Consider the following 19,957-nt stretch of genomic DNA (forward strand, 5'->3'; position numbering starts at 1 on the left):
TCAGTCAACTCGATCCGAGCTAGTTACATAAATAATCAATTCAATTCTGGCATCGCGATCGAACTTTAACCCTACTTCTTCCTCCGAGGTTATTTCCACCTGATTGTGGGAAATATCATTAAGCTGAATGCTCTCAACTTTAGCAGAGTAGCAGTACGACAATTCATCATTAACTAAAACTAGAAAAACACGTTCTTCTACAGTTAAGGTAACTTCCTGAACTTTGGCTACGCCTGCTTGTGGCTTTTTGAACCACTCAGTAATTTTTCCAATCTCCCTTACCAGCCCTCGATCGCTCTGGAGTAAAATTATATTGTAGGTGACTAAATCAGCAAGGGATTTACATAAAGCCTCAACAAAATCACCTAAGTCCAACAGTTCTTGAGTCCCCAAAATCTCATCTGTAGAGCCGTGTGCTGCTTTATTTCGATAGTCAACCAGTTGTTTGAGTTCTCCTTCTGCCGTGTTTTGACTGCCGCGAACTTCCTCTACAAAATATTTAATTTCTTTGTGGTTAATTACCCATTTCCACGCCTCATCAATCCCAGCATTTTTCAAAACAGTTTCTAGCACTTCCTTCCGTAAATTTTGCTCGTGCAATAGGAAAGCATCAGGAAGTAGCTCGTATTTTCCAGTGTCAGTAATTCCACAGGATAATCCTTGCACTACTTCCTCAACTGAAAGGTGTTGAAACCTATCCTTTTTGATGTCAATCAATAAACGCCCTATACCCTCTCGATGGGTATTTTGGATTTTTTCTCCCAAGTCTGAATAACGTGGAACCAGATCCGGCATGAGTCGCAACCAATCCGAAATTAAATCCTCAACGAAGCGCTCGTAAATAGCATACAATCGGGTTACAACAGCAGAGCGATCGTAAATTTCCCACTCCTTTTCGCTAGGAATTACGTCTATTAATGCGGCAAATTCATCATCTTCTACCAACTTCTGTTTATTTAAACTGTCTCGAAATACAATTCTTCTAAGTTGATGGTTAGTCTTGATTATCGCACGAACCGTTGAAATTTTGACACTAGCTTTCTCGATCAGCTCCTCAAACATCGCAAGTTACTCTCCGATAACTTGCGAAAGCATTTCGTCAAATATTCCGAGCCGATCCTGAATCTCTGCTTTACTTGTTCCACCTCCTGTCAAAAGACGAGCTTCTGGTTTGTTAAAGAGGTTTTTTGTTTCTTCAATAACTCGATTTCGCAAGTTTTTAGAAAAAAATTTCTCGGCATCAGGTAATTGCTTGCTAAAACCAAGCATAGTCACATCATAATAAGAGCGATTGGATTGTTCAGACCAAGTTTGAGATTGAGGATCGAATGGTTTAAATAAATGCTTTCCGTAAACTTTATGTGCTAATTTAATAGTTTTTGTGAAAATATCATCCAGAAAATTTCTATCGTAATTGGTAAATTTTAAACTTTTCATCATATACAAATCTAAAAACTCTGGCATTTCCATTTGATAATGTTCTATATTCCTTAGGGCAAAAAAACGCAAAACTAATTCAGCATCTTCCATTTTTTCATAAATACTGTTCTTCTCTAAGTCTCGGCTGTTATCGTCTGTCGGAATTCCCCAAGCTTCAGCAAATATGGGATTGCGCGCTAATTCTAGCAACAGTTCATTAAACTTTCCACCATACAAAATGTTTCTCATTTCCTGTTGGCTGAAGTTTAATCTTCCAGTATTTAGACGTTCAAAAGTTTTCTGTTTGAGGAACTTGTCTGCTTCAGGATTGGAGGTTAATTCGGCAAGAATTGCGATTGAGGATATGGAGCGTCGATCGATATTAGCCCTAATTTTTTGAGGAAGTCTGTTGTAGGTATGTCCATTTAACTCAGGCAAAATTTCCAGCTCAGTCAGTTTTAGTTTGTTTTCATAAAACTCTTGAATAGCGGAGATTCGCTGCTCACCATCCAAGACTTCATAAGGCTTGAAATCTTGTTTGTACAGAATAATTGAAGGTACGGGAATATTGAGAATAAATGACTCTATCAATCGGGATTTCATCGTCGCAGTCCAACGACCCCTTCTTTGGTAGAACGATCGCATTTCTATATAATTAGAAAGTTTTAATGATTCAACAAACCGGGGAAGCTTTTCACGGTTGATTTCGGTAACGATTGGTGTTTCTTTGAAGTCGTAGCGCTGGTATGTGTCGCGATCGAACCTGTGATGATCAGGTGTGTTTGGTGGCAAACTCTTCCACATCTTTTTTTCAAATGGTGCGAGCTGCATTTCCGTAGTCTCCCTAAGCACAACTTGTTAATAATTATAGCATTTTCAGCATGAGCCGATCGACTCAAATCTAGCAAACTAGCGATCGCAAATTATCCCTGCTGAAGATCGATCGCCCTTACCCGATCGCAAAATCCGATTTTATGGCAAAATTAGCCTAGACTGAAATATGAAAGCTAGCGATCGGGCAAGCTGTAGCGAATGTTGCCCTAGTGAGTCCTAACTTCGTTTTTGCCGTTTACCCCGGTTATAAAATCCGGTTTTTGAGCGTATTAGTCCGTAATCCTTGATTTAGTATGTAAATTCATGAACGTACAAATTACAGATTTGCGTGCGGTTGACGAGCCAAAAATTCAACAGGTAGCTAGATTAATACTTGAAGGTTTTAAAGAGCATTGGCCCGATGCTTGGCCCGATCTAAAATCTGCTTTGCAAGAAGTGCAAGAATCTTTCGGAGCCGATCGCATCAGTCGAATTGCTGTCGCCGACAGCAATCAAGTTTTGGGATGGATTGGCGGGATTAAACAGTATGACGGTAATGTTTGGGAACTGCACCCGCTGGTAGTGGGAACAGAATTTCGCGGACAAGGAATTGGTCGATCGCTCGTAGCTGATTTGGCAGCAGAAGCTAAAAACCGGGGAGGGCTCGTGCTGTGGGTGGGCACCGACGACGAAGACAATCAAACCACTCTTTCAGGCATCAATCTTTATCCTAACGTTTGGGAACACATCGCCAAAATTAGAAATTTGCGCAGTCATCCCTACGAATTTTATCAAAAAATGGGTTTTGCGATCGTGGGAGTGATGCCCGACGCGAACGGAATTGGCAAGCCAGATATTTTCATGGCAAAGCGGTTGTAAAGTTTAATGTAGGTTCTAAATTTACTGACTGATGGCTTGCCAATTCAACACTTAGCAAAATTAGTTCTTGAAAGTTTCCCAGAAAATCGGTCTAGTCTGGACGTGCGAACCCCGTTCGAGGGTCGCTAATAAACAAACCCAGAACTAACGAATCCATCACCGTATCCCAGACAGGAGTCAAACGCTCTGCATCGTCAACCCAGTAATCAAAAGTAATCAAACACTGAACATTAGAACCCAATCCAATACAGATTCGCGAAAAAGCTTCCCGCTGTTCTGGAGGGTCGATAAACTTAAATTCCGTCCAAACAACGCGGGCAGTTTGCCGCTTCAATTGGATAATTTCCCCAAAAGCGATCGGATTTCGCGTATCATCTTCAACCACCTTCTGTAATAGCGGTACCAGCGGAAAATCTGCCCAGTTACCAGGTGGTAGCAAATTAAACGAAACCTCCAAACGACAATCATCATGCGGCGGCTTTTTATCCGTAAACCGGAACGAATTAGTATCCGGTTCAAAATGCCAATCTTCCGGGACATCAAAGCGGACTGCACCTCTTCCTGCTACAAAAATTCGAGTTCCAGGCTTTGACTTCCAATTGTGGTCTTCTTTGAGATCTAGGGTTTCCTTGAGCCATTCTTGCTTTTTGCGCTTAGACATAAACAGAACACCAAATTGCTGCTAATGTGTAGTTTGAGACTTGGCAAACACATTTTAACTCTATTTTCTCGCCGTTTGCTCAAAGATAACAATCCTTACAAAAATTATGAATTCCTCTCTTCTCTATTCCTCTGTGTTCTCTGCGCCTCTGCGGTAAAAAATAATTTCTTTCACAATTGGCTAACTTTTATTTTTCACTCTTGGGAATCACATACCTAATTCCGCCTTTATTCCCCGCCGCATCGCCCTTATAACGCGGGATCACATGAATAGCCGCGTGAGTGCGACTTTGACCAGCCTGTTTATTAATATTTATTCCCACATTAAACCCGTCAGGCTGAAATTCTTTACTTAACATCTCTTGTACCTTATTAGCCATAAACCAGCAAGCCGATTGCTCTCGAAACGGCAGTTCAAAATAATTGGCAACGTGACGCTTGGGGATGATTAAAACATGACCTTTGCTGGCGGGATAACCGTCAAACATCGCATAAACTGTTGCTGATTCAGTTAGCAAAATTAGGCTTTTATACGGATTGCAGAATATGCAGTTATTAGTAGAATTTCTTTGATGGTTGTAATGCACGTATTTGTAAATTTCGCAATACTCATCTAGGTGAACTGGCTTAAATGGAAGTTTTACAATGCACTGATATGTAGGTTTTTTGTGGACATAATGTTCTCGGAAGCCTTCTTTTTTGATATCCCTTCTCACCGCAAAATACGCATTCCCTCCTGGTTTCAACAGGTGCGACACTTCCATCAAGACATTAGCTTGTTCTTCAGGAAACAAAACATTCAAAACATAAAAGCAAATGATTGTGTCGAATTTATCTTCGGGAAATTCTGGGAAATAATAAGGGTCATAACCCGTAATATCGAAGCCTTTTTGCTGCAACAATCTAACATCACTGCCGAAGCCGCACCCAAAATCTAAGACTTTCCCTTGCAGCAAGTTTTTATCCAATAAAAATCTTGCCGGAAATGACAGGGAAATTCTTTCGATTGCCGTCAGATGGCTGAATTTATTTTGTTGCTTTTTCATGGCAGCATAAATTTGATTTAAATAAATATTCTTCCGTCCGCGCACCATCCGGACGAGAGTTTGTGTAGTACCGATTTCAATATCCGAATGTTATCTAAAAATTTTACCATTATTGCAGTTTGGCGATCGCCCCTTTTTCCACCAACACCTTACCAGTCACCAAATCCCGCACCGTCGCCAACAAAACCCGCCTCTCATCCACCTCAAAACTCACCGAAACCCTGTCAATTCCCAATACCCCGGGCGGATTCAAATGCGCTACGCAAACCTGCTGGTGATGGCTTTCCAGAGACCGAAAATCCGTTTTTTTGTTGAGCAAGCTGCTCGTCATTTGCCCTTTTTCGTTAAAAATAACCTCCGCTTGCGATACCTCCGCAACTTCCCCAATATCTAACCGAATTTCCCTTTGCCCTTCAATTGCCACTTGCAACGTCAACTCTTCGGAACTTTGACAGGGATACTTCATTTCCTTGCTAAATATCGGCGAATAAGCATAAGCTTTAGCATAAGGTTCCCAGAGGCGAATTGCATAGCTGTGGCGCAAATAATCGTCAACACTCGCTAATTGTGTCAAGGCTAAAGCACCGTGCGCCACTGCTTCAAAAGGCTTGTCTCTTTGGACTTTTTGCCGCCCAAAATACGAAACAACTAAATTAGATACAGCCGGGATTAAAGAAGTTCCTCCTACCAGCAAAACCTGTTCGATATCTGCTTTGTCGATACCTTTTCCCTGTGCAATACTCAGCACTTCATCTAAACTTTCCCGCAACTGTTCTAACAACTGCCTAGATTCCAGAATTTCCTCAAGCTTGTCTCGGTTTAGCTGCAAGTCGTAAGACATAAAATTTTCATCGTCAAACCAGCTTTCCTTCGCCTCATTAACTTGAGAAAGTTGAATTTTTAATTTTTCCGCTATTTCTAATAAGTTTTGCCAGCCAACTGGGCCGACTCCTGCCCGCGACGAACCAATTTGCCGCAAATAATCTTCCACAATCCAGATGTCAATATCTTCGCCGCCTACATAAGCATCGGATTTTGCCAACACTTCGGCACCCACCCCCCCCAGCCCCCCCTTGTCAAGGGGGGGAGCGAGATTTCTCTCCCCCTTGCTAAGGGGGGGAGCGAGATTTCTCCCCCCCTTACTAAGGGGGGGTAAGGGGGGGTTTAGAGCAGTGCGGACTAAACTTAAATCTAAAGTTCCGCCGCCAAAATCAACTACTAAAACTAGAGAGCCGGGGCGTTTTACTGCATATCCCAGGGCGGCGGCTGTGGATTCATCTATTACCTGAACTTCCGCAACTCCCAAACTTTCTCCTAAGTCGCGAAACCAATCTAGATATCGCTCAAATGCTCCAACGGGGACTGTAAAAATTACTTTTTCTGCCTGTATATTTTGTAAATATAATTGTTTCCAAATACTTTTAATAAACTGTTCAGCTACTGATTCGGCTGTGTAGGTATCGTCGTCGATATTGCGGGGCGGCGGCTGAAAGTCGGCAGCTAAATTGCGTTTAAAAGCTTTGAAAAAACGCTCGGGCTGGGATTGCCCCAAACGCTGCGATCGCACTTTTTCCCCCAACACCAACTCTCCCGCATTTTCCACAAAAACTAAAGTCGGCACTACAGATATTTCTCGAACATCTCCGCTCAAGTTCTTCGTTTTAAAAATGCGGGACATCTCCCCCAATCTCAAAGTTTCTGGTGTTTGCGTATCCGGGTTAAGAATGCAGACAACCGTATTGCTGGTGCCGAAGTCAATGGCAACTGTAGTCATGTTGATTTAAAATTTAAAATTTAATTTTTCATTCCCGCTGGAAGGGTGCGACTAACTTTAGCAGGAGTAAGAATTCGCTCTCCATCCCGATAGCCGACAAACCGAATATAAACTAATTCTCCTTCTGTTATATCCTCAACATCCGGCTGGTGAAACTGCGGATTGTAAGCAGTTTGTTCCCAAGTTGAACCGATTGTTTCAAAATCCCAGCTTGATAACAGGTTTTCTAAGGGAGTAAACAAAGCTGAGAGATTTTTGGCTGGCATATCAGGCTTGGCCTCTGCCATTTTGCGGGCGGCGGGATAGTTGGTTAACAAAGTTTGCAACTGTTCAAATGTAGCGCGGCGAAAATCGGCAGTTAGTTGAGTTTTTTGCTGCTGCAATTCCGATCGCAGCCGGAAACACTGCTGCCTTAATTCTTCAATTTCGGTGGTATTAGTTGTGATTGTAGCCGATATTGGCAGCGCGATCAAAGTGCGATCGAACTCTTGAAAATTCAAATTCAGCACTTTTGCCAGTCGCCTCAGTTGGTCTAGCTTGAGGTTTCCCACGTCTCCCTGTCGCACTAAACGCACCGCGTAGCGACTTAAGCCTGCTTTTTCGCCTAAATCTTGCCAATCGAGAATGTCTAGCTGATTCATGCGTTCCCGCAGAATTGTATCGTACTTAAACTCGATCGCATCTCCCGCCTCAGATGCAGCATAAAGGTAGACTAAAATTAGAAAAATGCCCCCGACAGCCAGCGCGAAGCTGAAGGCAGGCACTGTTGTTACATCAACTGTTGCACCGAGGATCTCAAACATCTTTAACTCTTCTAAACTTGTTTTAAAGTCTGCGTTTGTTCAACGCTCAAATTTTCTTCGCCTTGGTAATATTCTGGCAGCAAGTCTTGAGATTCTACTTTTCCGAGGGCTTTTTCAATTCCGGCGGTGGTTTCGGTGCAACTAGAACCGGTGGCGTTTAGGACGGTTTCGGTAATTTTGCCGTCTTTGCCGATGCGGTATTCTATTTGGCGGTATTCTGCCATAATTCTTCCTCTTTGTTTAATGCTTGAGTGTTGACTGCTGAGTGTTGAGTTATATTATAGATTCTATTTCCCAATTAGTCTAATGAATTTTTGTAGCGACAATGCAACCGGGGTTTCGCCGGAAATTATGGCAGCGACTGCAGCAGCTAATTGCGGTGCTGTGATGTCTTACGGAGATGATGAATATACACAGCGTTTGCAAGTTAAATTTTCGGATTTGTTCGAGACATCGGTGACTGTTTTTCCGGTAGCAACCGGTTCTGCTGCTAATGCTCTAGCCCTTGCGGTTGTTACTCCTCCTTACGGCGCTGTTTACTGTCACGCGGAATCTCATATTAATCTAGATGAATGCGGGGCGCCGGAGTTTTTTACAGGCGGTGCTAAGTTAGTTACAGTAACAGGAAATCATGGTAAAATAGAGGCAGAGACTTTAGGAAAAATACTCGATCGCGCTGGTGCAGGTGTCGTCCATCACGTACAGCCCGCAGCCGTCAGCATCACTCAAGCAACGGAAGCCGGAACCGTCTACAATCCAGCGGAAATTTCCCACATTTCAGAAGTAGTTCGCAGCCACAATTTGCACCTGCACATGGATGGAGCTCGCTTTGCCAATGCTGTCGCCAGTCTTGGCTGTTCTCCTGCGGATATCACTTGGCGCGCAGGTGTAGATATTCTCTCGTTTGGAGCGACAAAAAACGGCGCGATGGCTGCGGAAGCTGTGGTTTTTTTTAATCAAGAATTAGCAAAAACTTTCCCTTTTTACCGCAAGCGCAGCGGGCATCTTTTCTCGAAAATGCGGTTTTTGTCGGCGCAGTTGGAAGCGTATATAACGGATGATTTGTGGCTGAAGAATGCGGTTCATGCAAATAATATGGCAGCCCGATTAGCCGCAGGTTTGGCGGGAGTTGAGGGAGCGAAGTTTTGCCATCAAGTTGAAGCCAACGAGATTTTTATTCAACTTCCCGAATCTGTAATTACAGCGGTTTTAGCTGAGGGCTTTCTGTTTTATCGGTGGGATGAATGTACTGTTAGACTGGTAACGGCTTTTAATACTTTGGAAGCGGATGTTATTGCTTTCGTGGAAGCGGTTAAACGACATCAGTAATTCTTTCGTAAAGCCGGGTTTTACGAATAATATCGGACGAGTACCAACAATCTAGATAAACCCGCCACCACAACAGACAACCCGCATCAACATTAAATTTGGATCGAATGCGGAAAATCTACATTCGGATTTTTCGTTTGATGGGGCCGGGTTTGAGAGATTGCTGGTTATTTACAATTATTGTTTGTGAAACCCGTACCTACAATTTAATAGATTGAGGAACAGGTTCGGCAACTGCGGCTAGTTCGGGTTCAACTTCTTCGAGATGTGCTTCTAAAAGCGCCAGATTTCTCATGTTTGATTTATAAAAAGCATCGAAGATATCTCCGACTAACGGTACTGAACCCACCACGGCTTCTAGACCGATGTTGTAAACCATTTTCCCTAGAGTTTTTTGGGGAATGTTGAATCGAGTTGCTAAATAAATTAGGTAGGCGGAAAACGCGGTATCTACGATATCCCCAGCACCCGGAACTAAACCGATAATGGGATCTAAACCAATGCGAAATTTAGTGCCGGGGATGCCAATGGCGGTATCCATCAGGCGGCTGAGTTTGCGGATGCGGTTGAGGGTGGCGAGACGCTCTATGTTGTTCATATTATTATTGTTGAACTAGGTTGAAAATTTGAAATCTGCCGGAAGACGGAAAAAAACCATCTAGAAACCGCTCATTTTCCATCTTCGCTAATATGCTGAATTCCCCATTCGTGCATGGCATTAATAATCGGTTTGAGACTTTCGCCCAAAGGCGTTAGCGAATATTCAACTTTTGGCGGCACTTGCAGGTAAATTTCCCGATGCACAATTGCGTCTGATTCCATTTCGCGCAGTTGCTGCGTCAACATCTTCTGAGTAATGCCGCTGACAGCTCGTTGCAGCTCGTTAAAGCGCTTCACTCCTTGAAACAACTCCCGCAGAATCAAGACTTTCCAACGCCCGCCAATCACATCTAGAGTGCGTTCTACAGGGCAATTTGCCCGATCGAGGTTTACTTCTTGGACTTGCATAGTATCTTTTTGGTAACTACCGCACTTTTAAGTGCGTACTATCCATAATAGCTTGACTCGGTTTAAAATAAAAACATCAAAGAAACACCCGATAAATTTCACTGAGGATTCAGAAAATGATTACCGTCAGAAAAAGTGAAGCAAGAGGACACGCTAATCACGGTTGGCTGGACAGTTACCACACATTTTCTTTTGCCGGCTATTACGATCCAAATTATATGAATTTTCGCTCTTTACGGGTAATTAATGAGGATTTCGTTAGCCCCGGCAGAGGTTTCGGCACTCACGGACACAGCGACATGGAAATCATTACTTATGTATTAGAAGGAGCATTAGAACACAAGGATAGTTTGGGTACCGGTGCAGTAATTAAACCCGGTGAAGTGCAGCGAATGAGTGCAGGTACGGGTATCCAGCACAGCGAGTTCAATAACTCCAAGACAGACCCGGTTCATTTGCTGCAAATCTGGCTTTTACCCGATACAAAAGGCTTGCAGCCGAGTTACGAACAGCGGGAGTTTCCAGTGGAAGAAAGGCGCGGAAAACTGCGGTTAGTGGCGGCGCGAGATGCCAGAGATGGTGCTGTGAAAGTGCATCAAGATGTGGATTTGTATGCGGCTGTTTTGGATAAAGACTCGCGGGTTTCTCATGCTTTGCAGCCGAATCGTCATGCTTGGGTGCAAGTGGCTCGCGGCTCAGTTGTGCTCAACGGTTTGCCTTTGAAAAATGGCGACGCTGCGGCCGTTAGCGGCGAGTCTGAGGTGGTGATTGAAGCTACGGAAGATGCTGAATTTTTGCTGTTTGATTTGGCATAGAATTGCACACCCGATATAGTTATAAGGTTTGCAATGCGCACCCTACTGAGTATGGCTAGTGATGGGGAAGGTGCGCATTGCCCACCATACTTAGTGATGGATAATGTGCGCAATGCGCACCTTACTTAGGGTGGGTTACTACTTAGGAAATAAGTAAATAGGAGGAAGAAAGTAAATTTTATTTGTGGTATTTCTGGTAATGGTAAATGTTTAGGATAAATTTTTATGCAAGAAAACCCGATCGCCAGAAAGCATCTTATTGGGAGCCTCATCACTGGTTTAGCAGTTGGCGCGATCGCGGGCGCACCTATCGGCTGGATGGCTAATGGGTATTATTCCGAGCAGCGTTTGGCTCAAATTCTGATTTGCCGAGAAAAAAATAGAGATCAGCCAGTTGCGATTGTTGAGGCTAGGTGCGGTTCCCGATTCTAAATTTTTCTGCTAGCCAGAGGGCTGTGTCACATATTGTGAGGCTTGTGCGAATGTCGAAAGTTCGATCGTCGCGCAGGCGTTTTGGCGTTGTTAACCGTCAATCGATTTTAGATTTTAGATTTTAGATTTTAGATTGAAGCATTGGCTCCACGGATAAATTCGGGGGCTCCTTTATCGGATACAGGTTTTTTATTTCTGGACGGATGAATCCGGGGGCTTGTATCCTGGATGCTTTCGGTCAATATGCCACAAACCGGAAAAGTTATCCGTCAGTTGATATATGGGTATGTTAAATTTACACAATAATGAATTACAGCAGAACAATTCCGGCTATTTTGAGTGCTACGATCGCTCTGAGTTCGATCGCCCTCATCCCAATCACATCACCTCAAATTGCCCTGGCATTAACCGCCGACAAAGTTAAAACCGTTGCCCAACAAATTACTGTTCGCATCCAGGGGCCAAAAGGCGGTTCGGGAGTAATTTTAGAGAAACAAGGCAGCACATACTATATTCTCACAAATTGGCACGTTGTCGATAAAGCCGGCGATTACGAGGTCGTAACTCCCGATGGCAAAGCTCACTCTGTATCATACAGCCTCGTGCGGCGAGTGCCGGGGATGGATTTAGCCGTCGTACCCTTCAGCAGCACTCAAAGCTACCCGCTGGCTCAATTAGCCAATTCCGCAGCGACTAAGGGAAACAAGGCTTATGTGGCGGGCTGGCCGATATCCGGCGGTTCCCTGAGACAGCCGATTTTCATCGCCACGGAAGGCCAGCTTACCGGCCGCCAAACTCCCTGGAACGGCTATACTTTGGTCTACAACAACTTAGTGAGAGCGGGCATGAGTGGGGGGCCGGTGCTCGACGATGCGGGGCGAGTTGTCGCAATTAACGGCATTGTCAGGTTAGAGGACAACTCTGATAAAATTGTTGCCGCGGGAATAGAAATTAATACTTTCATGAAATGGCGATCGACTGTTTCGCTGCCAGTAGTTCCCCAATCTCCTACTGCCGGAAATCCGAAAACTCCGGCGAATAATGCGCCCCGCCGGCCCGCAAGTGCGATCGCCTTTGCTGCTACAAATACCCTCAAAGGGCCTTCGGAAGTTGTCAGTTCCCTTGCCCTTGCTTCAGCTTATTTTACTACAGGAAATAGCAACGGCACTATCTCAGTTTGGAATTTCCCCAGCGGGCAATTAAAAACTACCCTGCAAGGACACACGGAAGCCGTAAACGCACTGGCCGCGAGTGCGGACTCCAAGGTGTTAGCTAGCGGTAGCGACGACAAAACTGTGAAAATTTGGAATTTAGAAACTGGCGCGGTTGTACGCACTTTGAGCGGGCATTCCAATGCAGTTTCGAGCGTTGCCGTTAGTCCTGACGGTCAATTTGTAGCTAGCGGTAGTTGGGACAAAACGATTAAGATTTGGAACCCGAAAACAGGAGAGTTGCTGCGGACTTTGACCGGGCATTCTGGGTTGGTGAATGCTGTGGCAATTAGTCCCGACAACAAAACTTTAGCTAGCGGCAGCAAAGACGGTTCAATTAGGTTGTGGAATTTAGCTAGCGGTCAAGCAATTCGCACGATTGGCGGCAAAAACTTGTCTGTTTTGTCGCTAGCTTTTACTCCCGACGGCAAAAGTTTAGCTGCGGGAAACAGCAACGGCACTGTTGGTTTGTGGAATGCCGGAAACGGGCAGTTAATTCGGCGTTTAAGCGGGCATACCGATGGAGTTTGGTCGGTGGCATTCAGTCGGGATGGCACTACGCTGGTTACTGGGAGTTGGGATAAGAGTGTGAGACTTTGGGATGTGCGATCGGGCGAATTGAGAGGTAATTTGAGCGGTCATGCTGGCTACGTTAGCGCTGTGGCGATTAGCAGCGACGGTAAGACTATTGTTAGTGCGGGTTGGTTGGGGGAAATCAAGATTTGGAAAAGGAGTTGAGATTTTTTTGAACGAACCGCAAAGGCGCGTTACGCGGAGGGGCGCGTAAGCGCTACTCAACCTAGAAACAGATCCGCCTCTGTAGCGAAGCCAGCTACTTGAGGGTTCGGGTAGGCACAGAATCTATTGGTAGGGTGCGTCAGTTGGTAGCGATGCGATGCACAGGGGCTAATCATTTCCGGGCTCCGCACCCTACTACCTAGCATTTTGCTTCAAAGTACGATCGACACTTATGATAGATTTGGTTCTTGCAGGACTACACTAAAAGACAAAATCAAATTAAGATTTGCGCCATAAATTCGACCGACCCGCTGTGCTGGGGGGACTCTGCACTTCGCGGAGTCAATCTAAAATCTAAAATCTAAAACCTAAAATTGCGTGACTTCTGACAAATGATTGAAGTAGAACACTTAAGCAAAACTTACGGTTCGACCGCAGCGATCGCGGACGTGTCTTTTTCGGTCGAATCAGGAGAAATTCTCGGGTTTTTGGGGCCAAACGGCGCTGGCAAAACCACAACCATGCGGATTTTGTCGGGATATTTGCCGGCATCCAGCGGTACGGCCCGCATCGCCGGCCTCGACGTTCACGAAAACTCGATGGCAGTCAGACAGCGCATCGGCTATCTGCCGGAAAACCCGCCGCTTTACCCAGAAATGACTGTGGAAGGGTTTTTGTTTTTTGTGGCCAGGATTAAGCAAGTACCTGCGGGCGATCGCGCGCGACGAGTTACCTCCGCGATCGAACGCTGCGGCCTGGTTGATAAACGCAAAGTTTTAATCCGCAAGCTTTCTAAAGGATTTCGGCAGCGCGTCGGTATCGCCCAGGCGATCGTCCACGACCCCCCGGTCATTATCTTAGACGAACCAACCGTCGGCCTCGACCCCCGACAAATCATCGAAGTCCGCAATTTAATCAAAAGCCTTGGCGGCCAGCACACAATCATCCTTTCGACGCACATTCTCCCGGAAGTCAGCATGACTTGCAACCGCGTCACCATCATCAATCGCGGTAAAATCGTCGCTGCGGGTACTCCCGAAAATTTGATGGGAGAGTTGGCCGCCGGAGAGGGTTACGAGCTCGAAGTTGAAGGCGAGGCTGATTTGGTAAACAGTCTGCTGTTGCCTTCTTTGGAAAATGTGCCGGGAGTTCGATCGGTCGAATTGATTCCAAGCCAGCAATTTTTAGCGAGTCGCTACCGCCTGCGGGCCTTGTGCGAATCGGACATAGAACCGGGACGAGAAATTGCCGCAGCTATTATCACCTCTGGATTCGGACTTTGCGAAATGCGTCGCAATCGGGCTAGTTTGGAAGATGTGTTTTTAAGGCTGACAGCGGCTGAAAAGAAACCGGAAGAAAATCTGGTTCACAGCGAACCGGAGGTCGATCGAAATCTGCAAGAAGCGGCAGAAACTCAAGACTCGATCGCGGATTCTCATCAATCGGAATCGCAACCGATTGTCGAAAATCTGATAGTTTCAGATAGGCAAGAGTCGATTGAGCATCCTCAACCAGAATCTGAACCAGTTGTAGAAACTCTAGAGTCGATCGAGCATCCTCAACCAGAAACGATTGTCGAAAATCTAGAAGTTGTAGAAACAGTAGAGTCGATCGAGCATCCTCAACCAGAACCGATTGTCGAAAATCTGCCCGTTGTTTCAGAAACGGTAGAGTCGATCGAGCATCATGTACCAGAATCCGAACCAATTGCAGAAACAGAGGAAATAAGCGATTTAGAACCAGAAATGCAACCAGTGGCAGATTTTCTGGAAACTGTAGAAAGACAAGAATTGATCGAGAATCCTCAACCAGAACCGATAGTCGAAAATCTGCTGAGTGTTGAAAGGCAAGAGTCGATCGAGAATCCTCAACCAGAACCGATAGTCGAAAATCTGCTGATTGTTGAAAGGCAAGAGTCGATCGAGCCTCATCAACCAGAACCGGTTGTCGAAACCGTCGAGTCGATCGAGCCTCATCAACCAGAACCGGTTGTCGAAAATCTAGAAGTTTCAGAAACCGTAAAGTCGAGCCAACCTTCTCAACCAGAATCGGTTGTCGAAAATCTGCTCATTGTTGAAACGGTAGAGTTGAGCCAACCTTCTCAACCAGAATCGGTTGTCGAAAATCTGCTCATTGTTGAAACGGTAGAGTTGAGCCAACCTTCTCAACCAGAACCGGTTGTCGAAAATCTACTCATTGTCGAAACACCAGAGTCTAGCCAACCTTCTCAACCAGAATCCCAACCAGTTGTAAAAAATAGGCAACTTAAAAAAAAGCCACAACCGAGTAGCGATTCTCAACCAGAACAGCCACCTGTTACCAAAAAGCGACAAATAGAAAGAAAGCAACAGAATAGCGACGACAGCGAAACACCACCCGCCGGGGACTCAAAATGAACCAATCACCAAGAGCCAATTACCCATTCCCAATTCCTAAAGGTTAGTAATGATTAGTAATATTGTCGCCATTTACCGCAAAGAACTACAAAGCTATTTTGCCTCGCCATTAGCCTATGCCATCGCCGCAGTCTTTTGGCTAATCACCGGCTACTTTTTAATAGCCATCCTCCTCGCCCCCGACGGGTTAATCCCCCAAATCGGCCAGCGAGACCAAATGGGAATTACCGAACCTCCCATCGATGTAGCCTACGAATTCCTGCAACTTTTCCTGCGAATAATGGGTTCCCTTTCACTGTTCGTACTACCCGCACTCTCAATGGGACTTTACGCAGAAGAACGCAAACGTGGAACCTTAGAACTATTAGCCACATCGCCCTTAACAAACTGGGCAGTTGCTACTGGCAAACTCCTCGGAGTTTTAACATTTTATACCACCATGTTGGTGCCCCTACTGTTCTGCGAGGCGATCGCCCTCAGTTCCTCAACCCCACCCGTACCCCCCGGAGTTCTCCTGCTAGGACACGGCGGCTTAATCTTACTAGCAGCAGGAGTATTGTCCCTCGGAATGTTTATTTCCTCCCTCACAGACAGCACAATTTTATCAGCCATCCTCACCTTCGCTCTAGTATTATTTCTGTGGGTGATCGATGCAGCCGCCGTCGCTATCGGTGGCCCCTTCGGAACAGCATTAGGACATTTGTCGCTATTAACACATTATACCAATCTTGTCAAGGGAGTTTTTGATACCAGCAGTTTAATTATGTTTGCCAGTTACATCATTTTAGGAGTATTTCTGACCGCCCAATCCATCGATGCTTTGCGATATCAGCGTTCTTAAAAACATCAGGGAAGAGTTCGGATAATCAAGAGGGGAGAGTGGGAAAGTAGGAAAGTAGGAGAGTCGGAGATTAAAGCAGAGGCCAACAATTCCCAATTCCCAATTCCCAATTTCCCATTCCCAATTCCCAATTAATGTTAGTTATTCCACTAATTTGTTGAAATAATGAAATTTATCAATCCAAAAATCGACTTTGCGTTCAAAAAAATATTCGGTTCCAGCGACAGCAAAGACATCCTGATTAATTTTTTGAACGCCATTCTTTATGAAGCACAACCAGTCATCGAAGACCTAGAAATAATCGACTCCCAACCAGAACCTCAAACTCTCGCAACCCAAGACACACACCTAGATGTCAAAGCCACAATGAACGGCGACAGAATCGCCTTAGTTGAAATTCAACTGATAAACGTGCCTTTCTTCGGGAACAGAGTGTTGTACAATGCGGCCAAAAGCTACAGCCAGCAATTAACAGGAAAAGAACGCTACGAAAGACTAAAAACTGTAATTTCATTAAAAATTTCTGACTTTGAAATGTTTGAAAATCAACCCGAATTTATGTCGCGGTTTGTTTTTCAAGAAAAAGAGCAACAGTTTGATTGTCCAGATACTGAAATAGAATTAGTATTTATCGAACTGCCAAAATTTAGCAAGGAATTAGCAGAATTAGAAACAACCGCCGACAAATGGATTTACTTTCTCAATAACACGAGCAATCTGGAGACTGTACCAGAAACACTGAGTGCAGTTCCCGAACTTAAGAAAGCTTTGATAATTGCCAACGAGGACAACTTCACTCAGCAAGAATTAAATAAATTGCAGAAGCAAGAAGTGTGGATTCAAGACCAGCAGATTGCCATAGATTTAGCAAGAGAACAGGAGACAAAAAGCGCTCAACTCTCGTTAATATTGCGTCAGCTAGTGCGGCGCTTAGGCACAATACAACCGGAAACAGAAAACTGCATCCGTCAATTAGGCATAGAGGAATTAGAAGCACTAGGAGATGCCGCAATCGATTTCAACCATCCGTCAGATTTAACAGCATGGTTGCAGGCTAATGCGATATAGAATAACATCCTCGAACCGGAATTTTCTCACTCAATATTTAGATCATGAAAATTAGCAAAAAAAATTGGAAATACGTTTTTTTGCTGGGCCCCCTCCTCATCGCAGCGGGGGTAACAGCAGCACTTGTATCTGGAGTATGGGAACCCCTGACAGTCGGTTTAGTTATTGCCGGAGCAGTGACGATCGCACTTTGGCTGCTATATTTGAGTTACGAACAAAGCTTTTGGGGGCAGCGTTCCACGCAAGCCAGCACCAACGCCCTAGTTGCTACCCTCGCCGTATTTGTGATTCTCGGAGTAATTAACTTTATAGCCGTTCGCTATCCCGTCCGCATCGACTTAACCGAAAGCCAACAATTTACCCTCGCCCCCCAGACTCAACAAATACTGCGAAACCTGCAACAAACAGTCAAAGTTTGGGTATTTGACCCCACCCAAAATCCCCAAATTAAAGAACTGCTGCAAAGCTACAAACGCGAGGGAGGGGAAAAGTTCCAATTTGAGTTTGTTGACCCGCTAGCCCAACCGGGAAAAGCGCGAGAATTTAGCATTACCAGCATCGGAGAAGTTTACCTGCAATCAGGGGACAAAAAACAAGTTCTGCAAAAAGGTGGCACTGCTTTTGGTAGCGACCCCAATCAAGGTCTTTCAGAGATAAAACTGACCAATGGCTTAGAAGAAATCCTGAGCACTCGCGTTGCGACAGTTTACTTTTTGCAAGGCAAAGGAGCCCGCCCGCTAAAGGAAGGTCAAGGCGGAATTCAGCAAGCTGAAAAAGCTCTGAAAGATAAATACTACAACGCCCAAACGTTGAATTTGACCGAACGCAAAGAAGTGCCACAAGATGCAGATGCTTTAATCGTTCCGGGGCAGGACAAACCGTTTTCCGATACAGAAATTAAAGCACTAAAAGCTTATCTCGATCGCGGCGGCAGTTTATTGTTAATGGTAGACCCGGCAATTGATACGGGATTGGACAAACTGCTGCAAGAATGGGGGGTCAAACTAGATACCCGTTTGGCCATCGATGCTTCGGGTTCTGGTCAAAGATTTGGCCTCGGCCCTACGGTTCCCACAGTCAGGCGCTACGGCGAACATCCGATTACTCAAAGTTTTGGCACCGGCATTTCATTTTATCCGTTTGCGCGTGCTTTGGAAACCTCGCCCGTAGCAGGGATAGAGGAAAAACCTCTGATTTGGACGAGTCAAGAAAGTTGGGCGGAAAGCGATTTGACGACGAGGAAATTGGAGTTCGATCAAAAGACCGATCGACAAGGCCCGCTATTATTAGGGGTAGCTTTAGTTCGATCGTCCACTGACAGCACTCAGTTAAAGCCTTCACCTTCACCAACACCGGTAACGCCTTCACCCCAAGCATCACCGACAACATCGCCATCGCCGACAACATCGCCATCACCGACAACATCACCAACAGCTTCCCCAATCAGCTATTCGGTGATTGTCTCGCAAGAAGCTACGCCTCCAGCATTACCGACGACTTCGCCAACACCGGCAGCATCTCCCACAGCATCTCCCACAGAATATCCGGAAAGTTCGCCAACACCCACAGCATCTCCCACAGCATCTCCCACACCGACACCAGAAACATCTCCCACAGCATCTCCCACAACATCTCCCAGTCCAACGGCAACTCCTTCTACGCCTTCAGCTTCTGGAAAAACATCGCGAATGATAGTAATTGGCACATCTCAATTTGTCACTAACGGTTGGTTTGACCAACAACTCAATAGCGACGTGTTTCTCAATTCAGTCAGTTGGTTGAGTAAACCAGACCAGCAAAGCTTTTCTATCAGTCCGAAAAAAGCTACCAACCGCCGCATTAACATGACGGCTATTCAAGTAGGATTGCTGGTTTTAGCTTGGCTAGTTTGGCCTTTACTCGGACTGGGAATTGGCGGCGCTATCTGGTGGAAGAGAAGATAAGTTAGTTGACTGTTGACTGTTGACAGTTGTCAGTTGTTATTAATAACAGACTCCCCAATGCCCAATGCCTAATGCCCAATGCCCAATTCTCAGTTATTATGAAATTGCAGAAAAATACATTAGTATTGATAGCCGTCGCGTTGAGCATGACTGGGTTGGTTGCTTTGTTCGAGATGCAAGTGTCTCCGAAACAGGAAGCCGCGAAGGAAGAAAAACAGAAAATTTTTGCTTTCAAGTCCGATCGCGTACAATTCTTTACAGTCAAAACTCCGGAAAATATATTGACTTTTGAGCGAGTTTATGCTACAAAAGGAGGCAAGTCTAGCTGGGAAATGAAATTGCCAGTGCAAGCACACGCAAGTCAGGCATCGGTGGATTTTTTGCTAGACAGGCTCGCAACAGGAAAGAGCGATCGCACGATTAATATTAGTGCTGCTCAACTGCCAGAATTCGGTCTCGACCAACCCCAAGCTACAGTCACAGTAAAACTGGACAACCAGGAAACTCACCGCCTAGTTTTAGGCAAAACAGACTTTAGCGGCCGCTTCTTGTACGCTCAAGCCAATCCGCCGGAAGCGCCCCCTCAAAATTCCGCCCAAAATTTGCCCGTGCTGCTAGTGCCTTTTGACTTTAAAAATGCCGTCCAGCGACCTTTGTCAGAGTGGAAAAAAGCAGAAGTACCCAAAACAGACAAACCGCAAAAACCATCTCCCACCCCAAGTGCTGAGAATAAATAGATGGTCGATCGATCTGAGATGTTGCATTATTCTCAATAAGCCTTT

18 protein-coding genes and 1 pseudogene are annotated in these 19,957 nt (G+C 45.2%); 10 read left to right on the forward strand and 9 right to left on the reverse strand.

The window, feature by feature from the left end; all coding sequences use genetic code 11:
- Window positions 1-1,062: an MAE_28990/MAE_18760 family HEPN-like nuclease gene (locus E5S67_RS13200; RefSeq protein ID WP_172187856.1), complete on the reverse strand. Its 1,062-nt coding sequence runs from the start codon at window positions 1,060-1,062 to the stop codon at window positions 1-3.
- 6 nt (window positions 1,063-1,068) lie between these two features.
- Window positions 1,069-2,250 (reverse strand): DUF262 domain-containing protein, encoded by a 1,182-nt coding sequence (locus E5S67_RS13205; protein ID WP_172187858.1) that lies wholly within the window; start codon window positions 2,248-2,250, stop codon window positions 1,069-1,071.
- A 306-nt stretch (window positions 2,251-2,556) separates the two neighbouring features.
- On the opposite strand from E5S67_RS13205, the gene E5S67_RS13210 reads away from it, so the two are divergent.
- Window positions 2,557-3,111 (forward strand): GNAT family N-acetyltransferase, encoded by a 555-nt coding sequence (locus E5S67_RS13210; RefSeq protein ID WP_172187861.1) that lies wholly within the window; start codon window positions 2,557-2,559, stop codon window positions 3,109-3,111.
- Window positions 3,112-3,202: 91 nt separating this feature from the next.
- Here E5S67_RS13210 and E5S67_RS13215 read toward each other — a convergent pair whose 3' ends face one another.
- From E5S67_RS13215 to E5S67_RS13235, 5 genes are all read right to left on the reverse strand, one after another.
- Window positions 3,203-3,772, reverse strand: coding sequence for a hypothetical protein (locus tag E5S67_RS13215; RefSeq protein WP_172187863.1), 570 nt, complete (start codon window positions 3,770-3,772; stop codon window positions 3,203-3,205).
- A gap of 187 nt (window positions 3,773-3,959) precedes the next feature.
- Window positions 3,960-4,817 (reverse strand): HIT family protein, encoded by an 858-nt coding sequence (locus E5S67_RS13220; protein WP_172187865.1) that lies wholly within the window; start codon window positions 4,815-4,817, stop codon window positions 3,960-3,962.
- 109 nt (window positions 4,818-4,926) lie between these two features.
- Window positions 4,927-6,591 (reverse strand): Hsp70 family protein, encoded by a 1,665-nt coding sequence (locus E5S67_RS13225; protein ID WP_172187867.1) that lies wholly within the window; start codon window positions 6,589-6,591, stop codon window positions 4,927-4,929.
- A 20-nt stretch (window positions 6,592-6,611) separates the two neighbouring features.
- A complete protein-coding gene (locus tag E5S67_RS13230) occupies window positions 6,612-7,394 on the reverse strand; it encodes a helix-turn-helix domain-containing protein (protein WP_172187869.1) in 783 nt (260 codons plus the stop codon).
- An 11-nt stretch (window positions 7,395-7,405) separates the two neighbouring features.
- Entirely contained in the window at window positions 7,406-7,618 is a 213-nt protein-coding gene (locus tag E5S67_RS13235; protein WP_172187871.1) for a DUF2997 domain-containing protein, read from the reverse strand.
- Between the two features lie 82 nt (window positions 7,619-7,700).
- On the opposite strand from E5S67_RS13235, the gene E5S67_RS13240 reads away from it, so the two are divergent.
- Window positions 7,701-8,723 (forward strand): threonine aldolase family protein, encoded by a 1,023-nt coding sequence (locus tag E5S67_RS13240; protein ID WP_172187873.1) that lies wholly within the window; start codon window positions 7,701-7,703, stop codon window positions 8,721-8,723.
- A gap of 199 nt (window positions 8,724-8,922) precedes the next feature.
- On the opposite strand, the gene E5S67_RS13245 is transcribed toward E5S67_RS13240, so the two are convergent.
- Both E5S67_RS13245 and E5S67_RS13250 read right to left on the reverse strand, forming a co-directional pair.
- A complete protein-coding gene (locus E5S67_RS13245) occupies window positions 8,923-9,321 on the reverse strand; it encodes a DUF4112 domain-containing protein (protein ID WP_172187875.1) in 399 nt (132 codons plus the stop codon).
- 71 nt (window positions 9,322-9,392) lie between these two features.
- Window positions 9,393-9,731 (reverse strand): winged helix-turn-helix transcriptional regulator, encoded by a 339-nt coding sequence (locus tag E5S67_RS13250; protein WP_172187877.1) that lies wholly within the window; start codon window positions 9,729-9,731, stop codon window positions 9,393-9,395.
- 116 nt (window positions 9,732-9,847) lie between these two features.
- Between E5S67_RS13250 and E5S67_RS13255 the strand changes: the two genes are divergently transcribed.
- From E5S67_RS13255 to E5S67_RS13290, 8 genes and pseudogenes are all read left to right on the forward strand, one after another.
- Complete coding sequence (locus E5S67_RS13255) at window positions 9,848-10,546, forward strand: pirin family protein (RefSeq protein ID WP_172187879.1); 699 nt, start codon at window positions 9,848-9,850, stop codon at window positions 10,544-10,546.
- A 225-nt stretch (window positions 10,547-10,771) separates the two neighbouring features.
- On the forward strand, window positions 10,772-10,978 hold the full coding sequence (locus E5S67_RS13260; RefSeq protein ID WP_172187881.1) for a hypothetical protein: 207 nt from the start codon (window positions 10,772-10,774) through the stop codon (window positions 10,976-10,978).
- 305 nt (window positions 10,979-11,283) lie between these two features.
- Entirely contained in the window at window positions 11,284-12,927 is a 1,644-nt protein-coding gene (locus tag E5S67_RS13265; protein ID WP_172187883.1) for a trypsin-like peptidase domain-containing protein, read from the forward strand.
- A gap of 392 nt (window positions 12,928-13,319) precedes the next feature.
- Window positions 13,320-14,396, forward strand: a pseudogene (locus tag E5S67_RS33360) (ABC transporter ATP-binding protein); the annotation flags it as partial.
- Between the two features lie 976 nt (window positions 14,397-15,372).
- Window positions 15,373-16,164, forward strand: coding sequence for an ABC transporter permease (locus E5S67_RS13275; RefSeq protein ID WP_172187888.1), 792 nt, complete (start codon window positions 15,373-15,375; stop codon window positions 16,162-16,164).
- A 165-nt stretch (window positions 16,165-16,329) separates the two neighbouring features.
- Window positions 16,330-17,232 carry an Rpn family recombination-promoting nuclease/putative transposase gene (locus tag E5S67_RS13280; RefSeq protein WP_172187890.1) on the forward strand — a complete coding sequence of 301 codons (903 nt, stop codon included), beginning with the start codon at window positions 16,330-16,332 and terminating at the stop codon, window positions 17,230-17,232.
- 44 nt (window positions 17,233-17,276) lie between these two features.
- Window positions 17,277-19,175 carry a GldG family protein gene (locus E5S67_RS13285; protein ID WP_172187892.1) on the forward strand — a complete coding sequence of 633 codons (1,899 nt, stop codon included), beginning with the start codon at window positions 17,277-17,279 and terminating at the stop codon, window positions 19,173-19,175.
- Between the two features lie 71 nt (window positions 19,176-19,246).
- Window positions 19,247-19,912 (forward strand): DUF4340 domain-containing protein, encoded by a 666-nt coding sequence (locus E5S67_RS13290; RefSeq protein ID WP_246276771.1) that lies wholly within the window; start codon window positions 19,247-19,249, stop codon window positions 19,910-19,912.
- Window positions 19,913-19,957 lie beyond the last annotated feature (45 nt).

It is taken from the genome of Microcoleus asticus IPMA8 (genome assembly GCF_013179805.1).
Classification (GTDB): Bacteria; Cyanobacteriota; Cyanobacteriia; order Cyanobacteriales; family Microcoleaceae; genus Microcoleus; species Microcoleus asticus.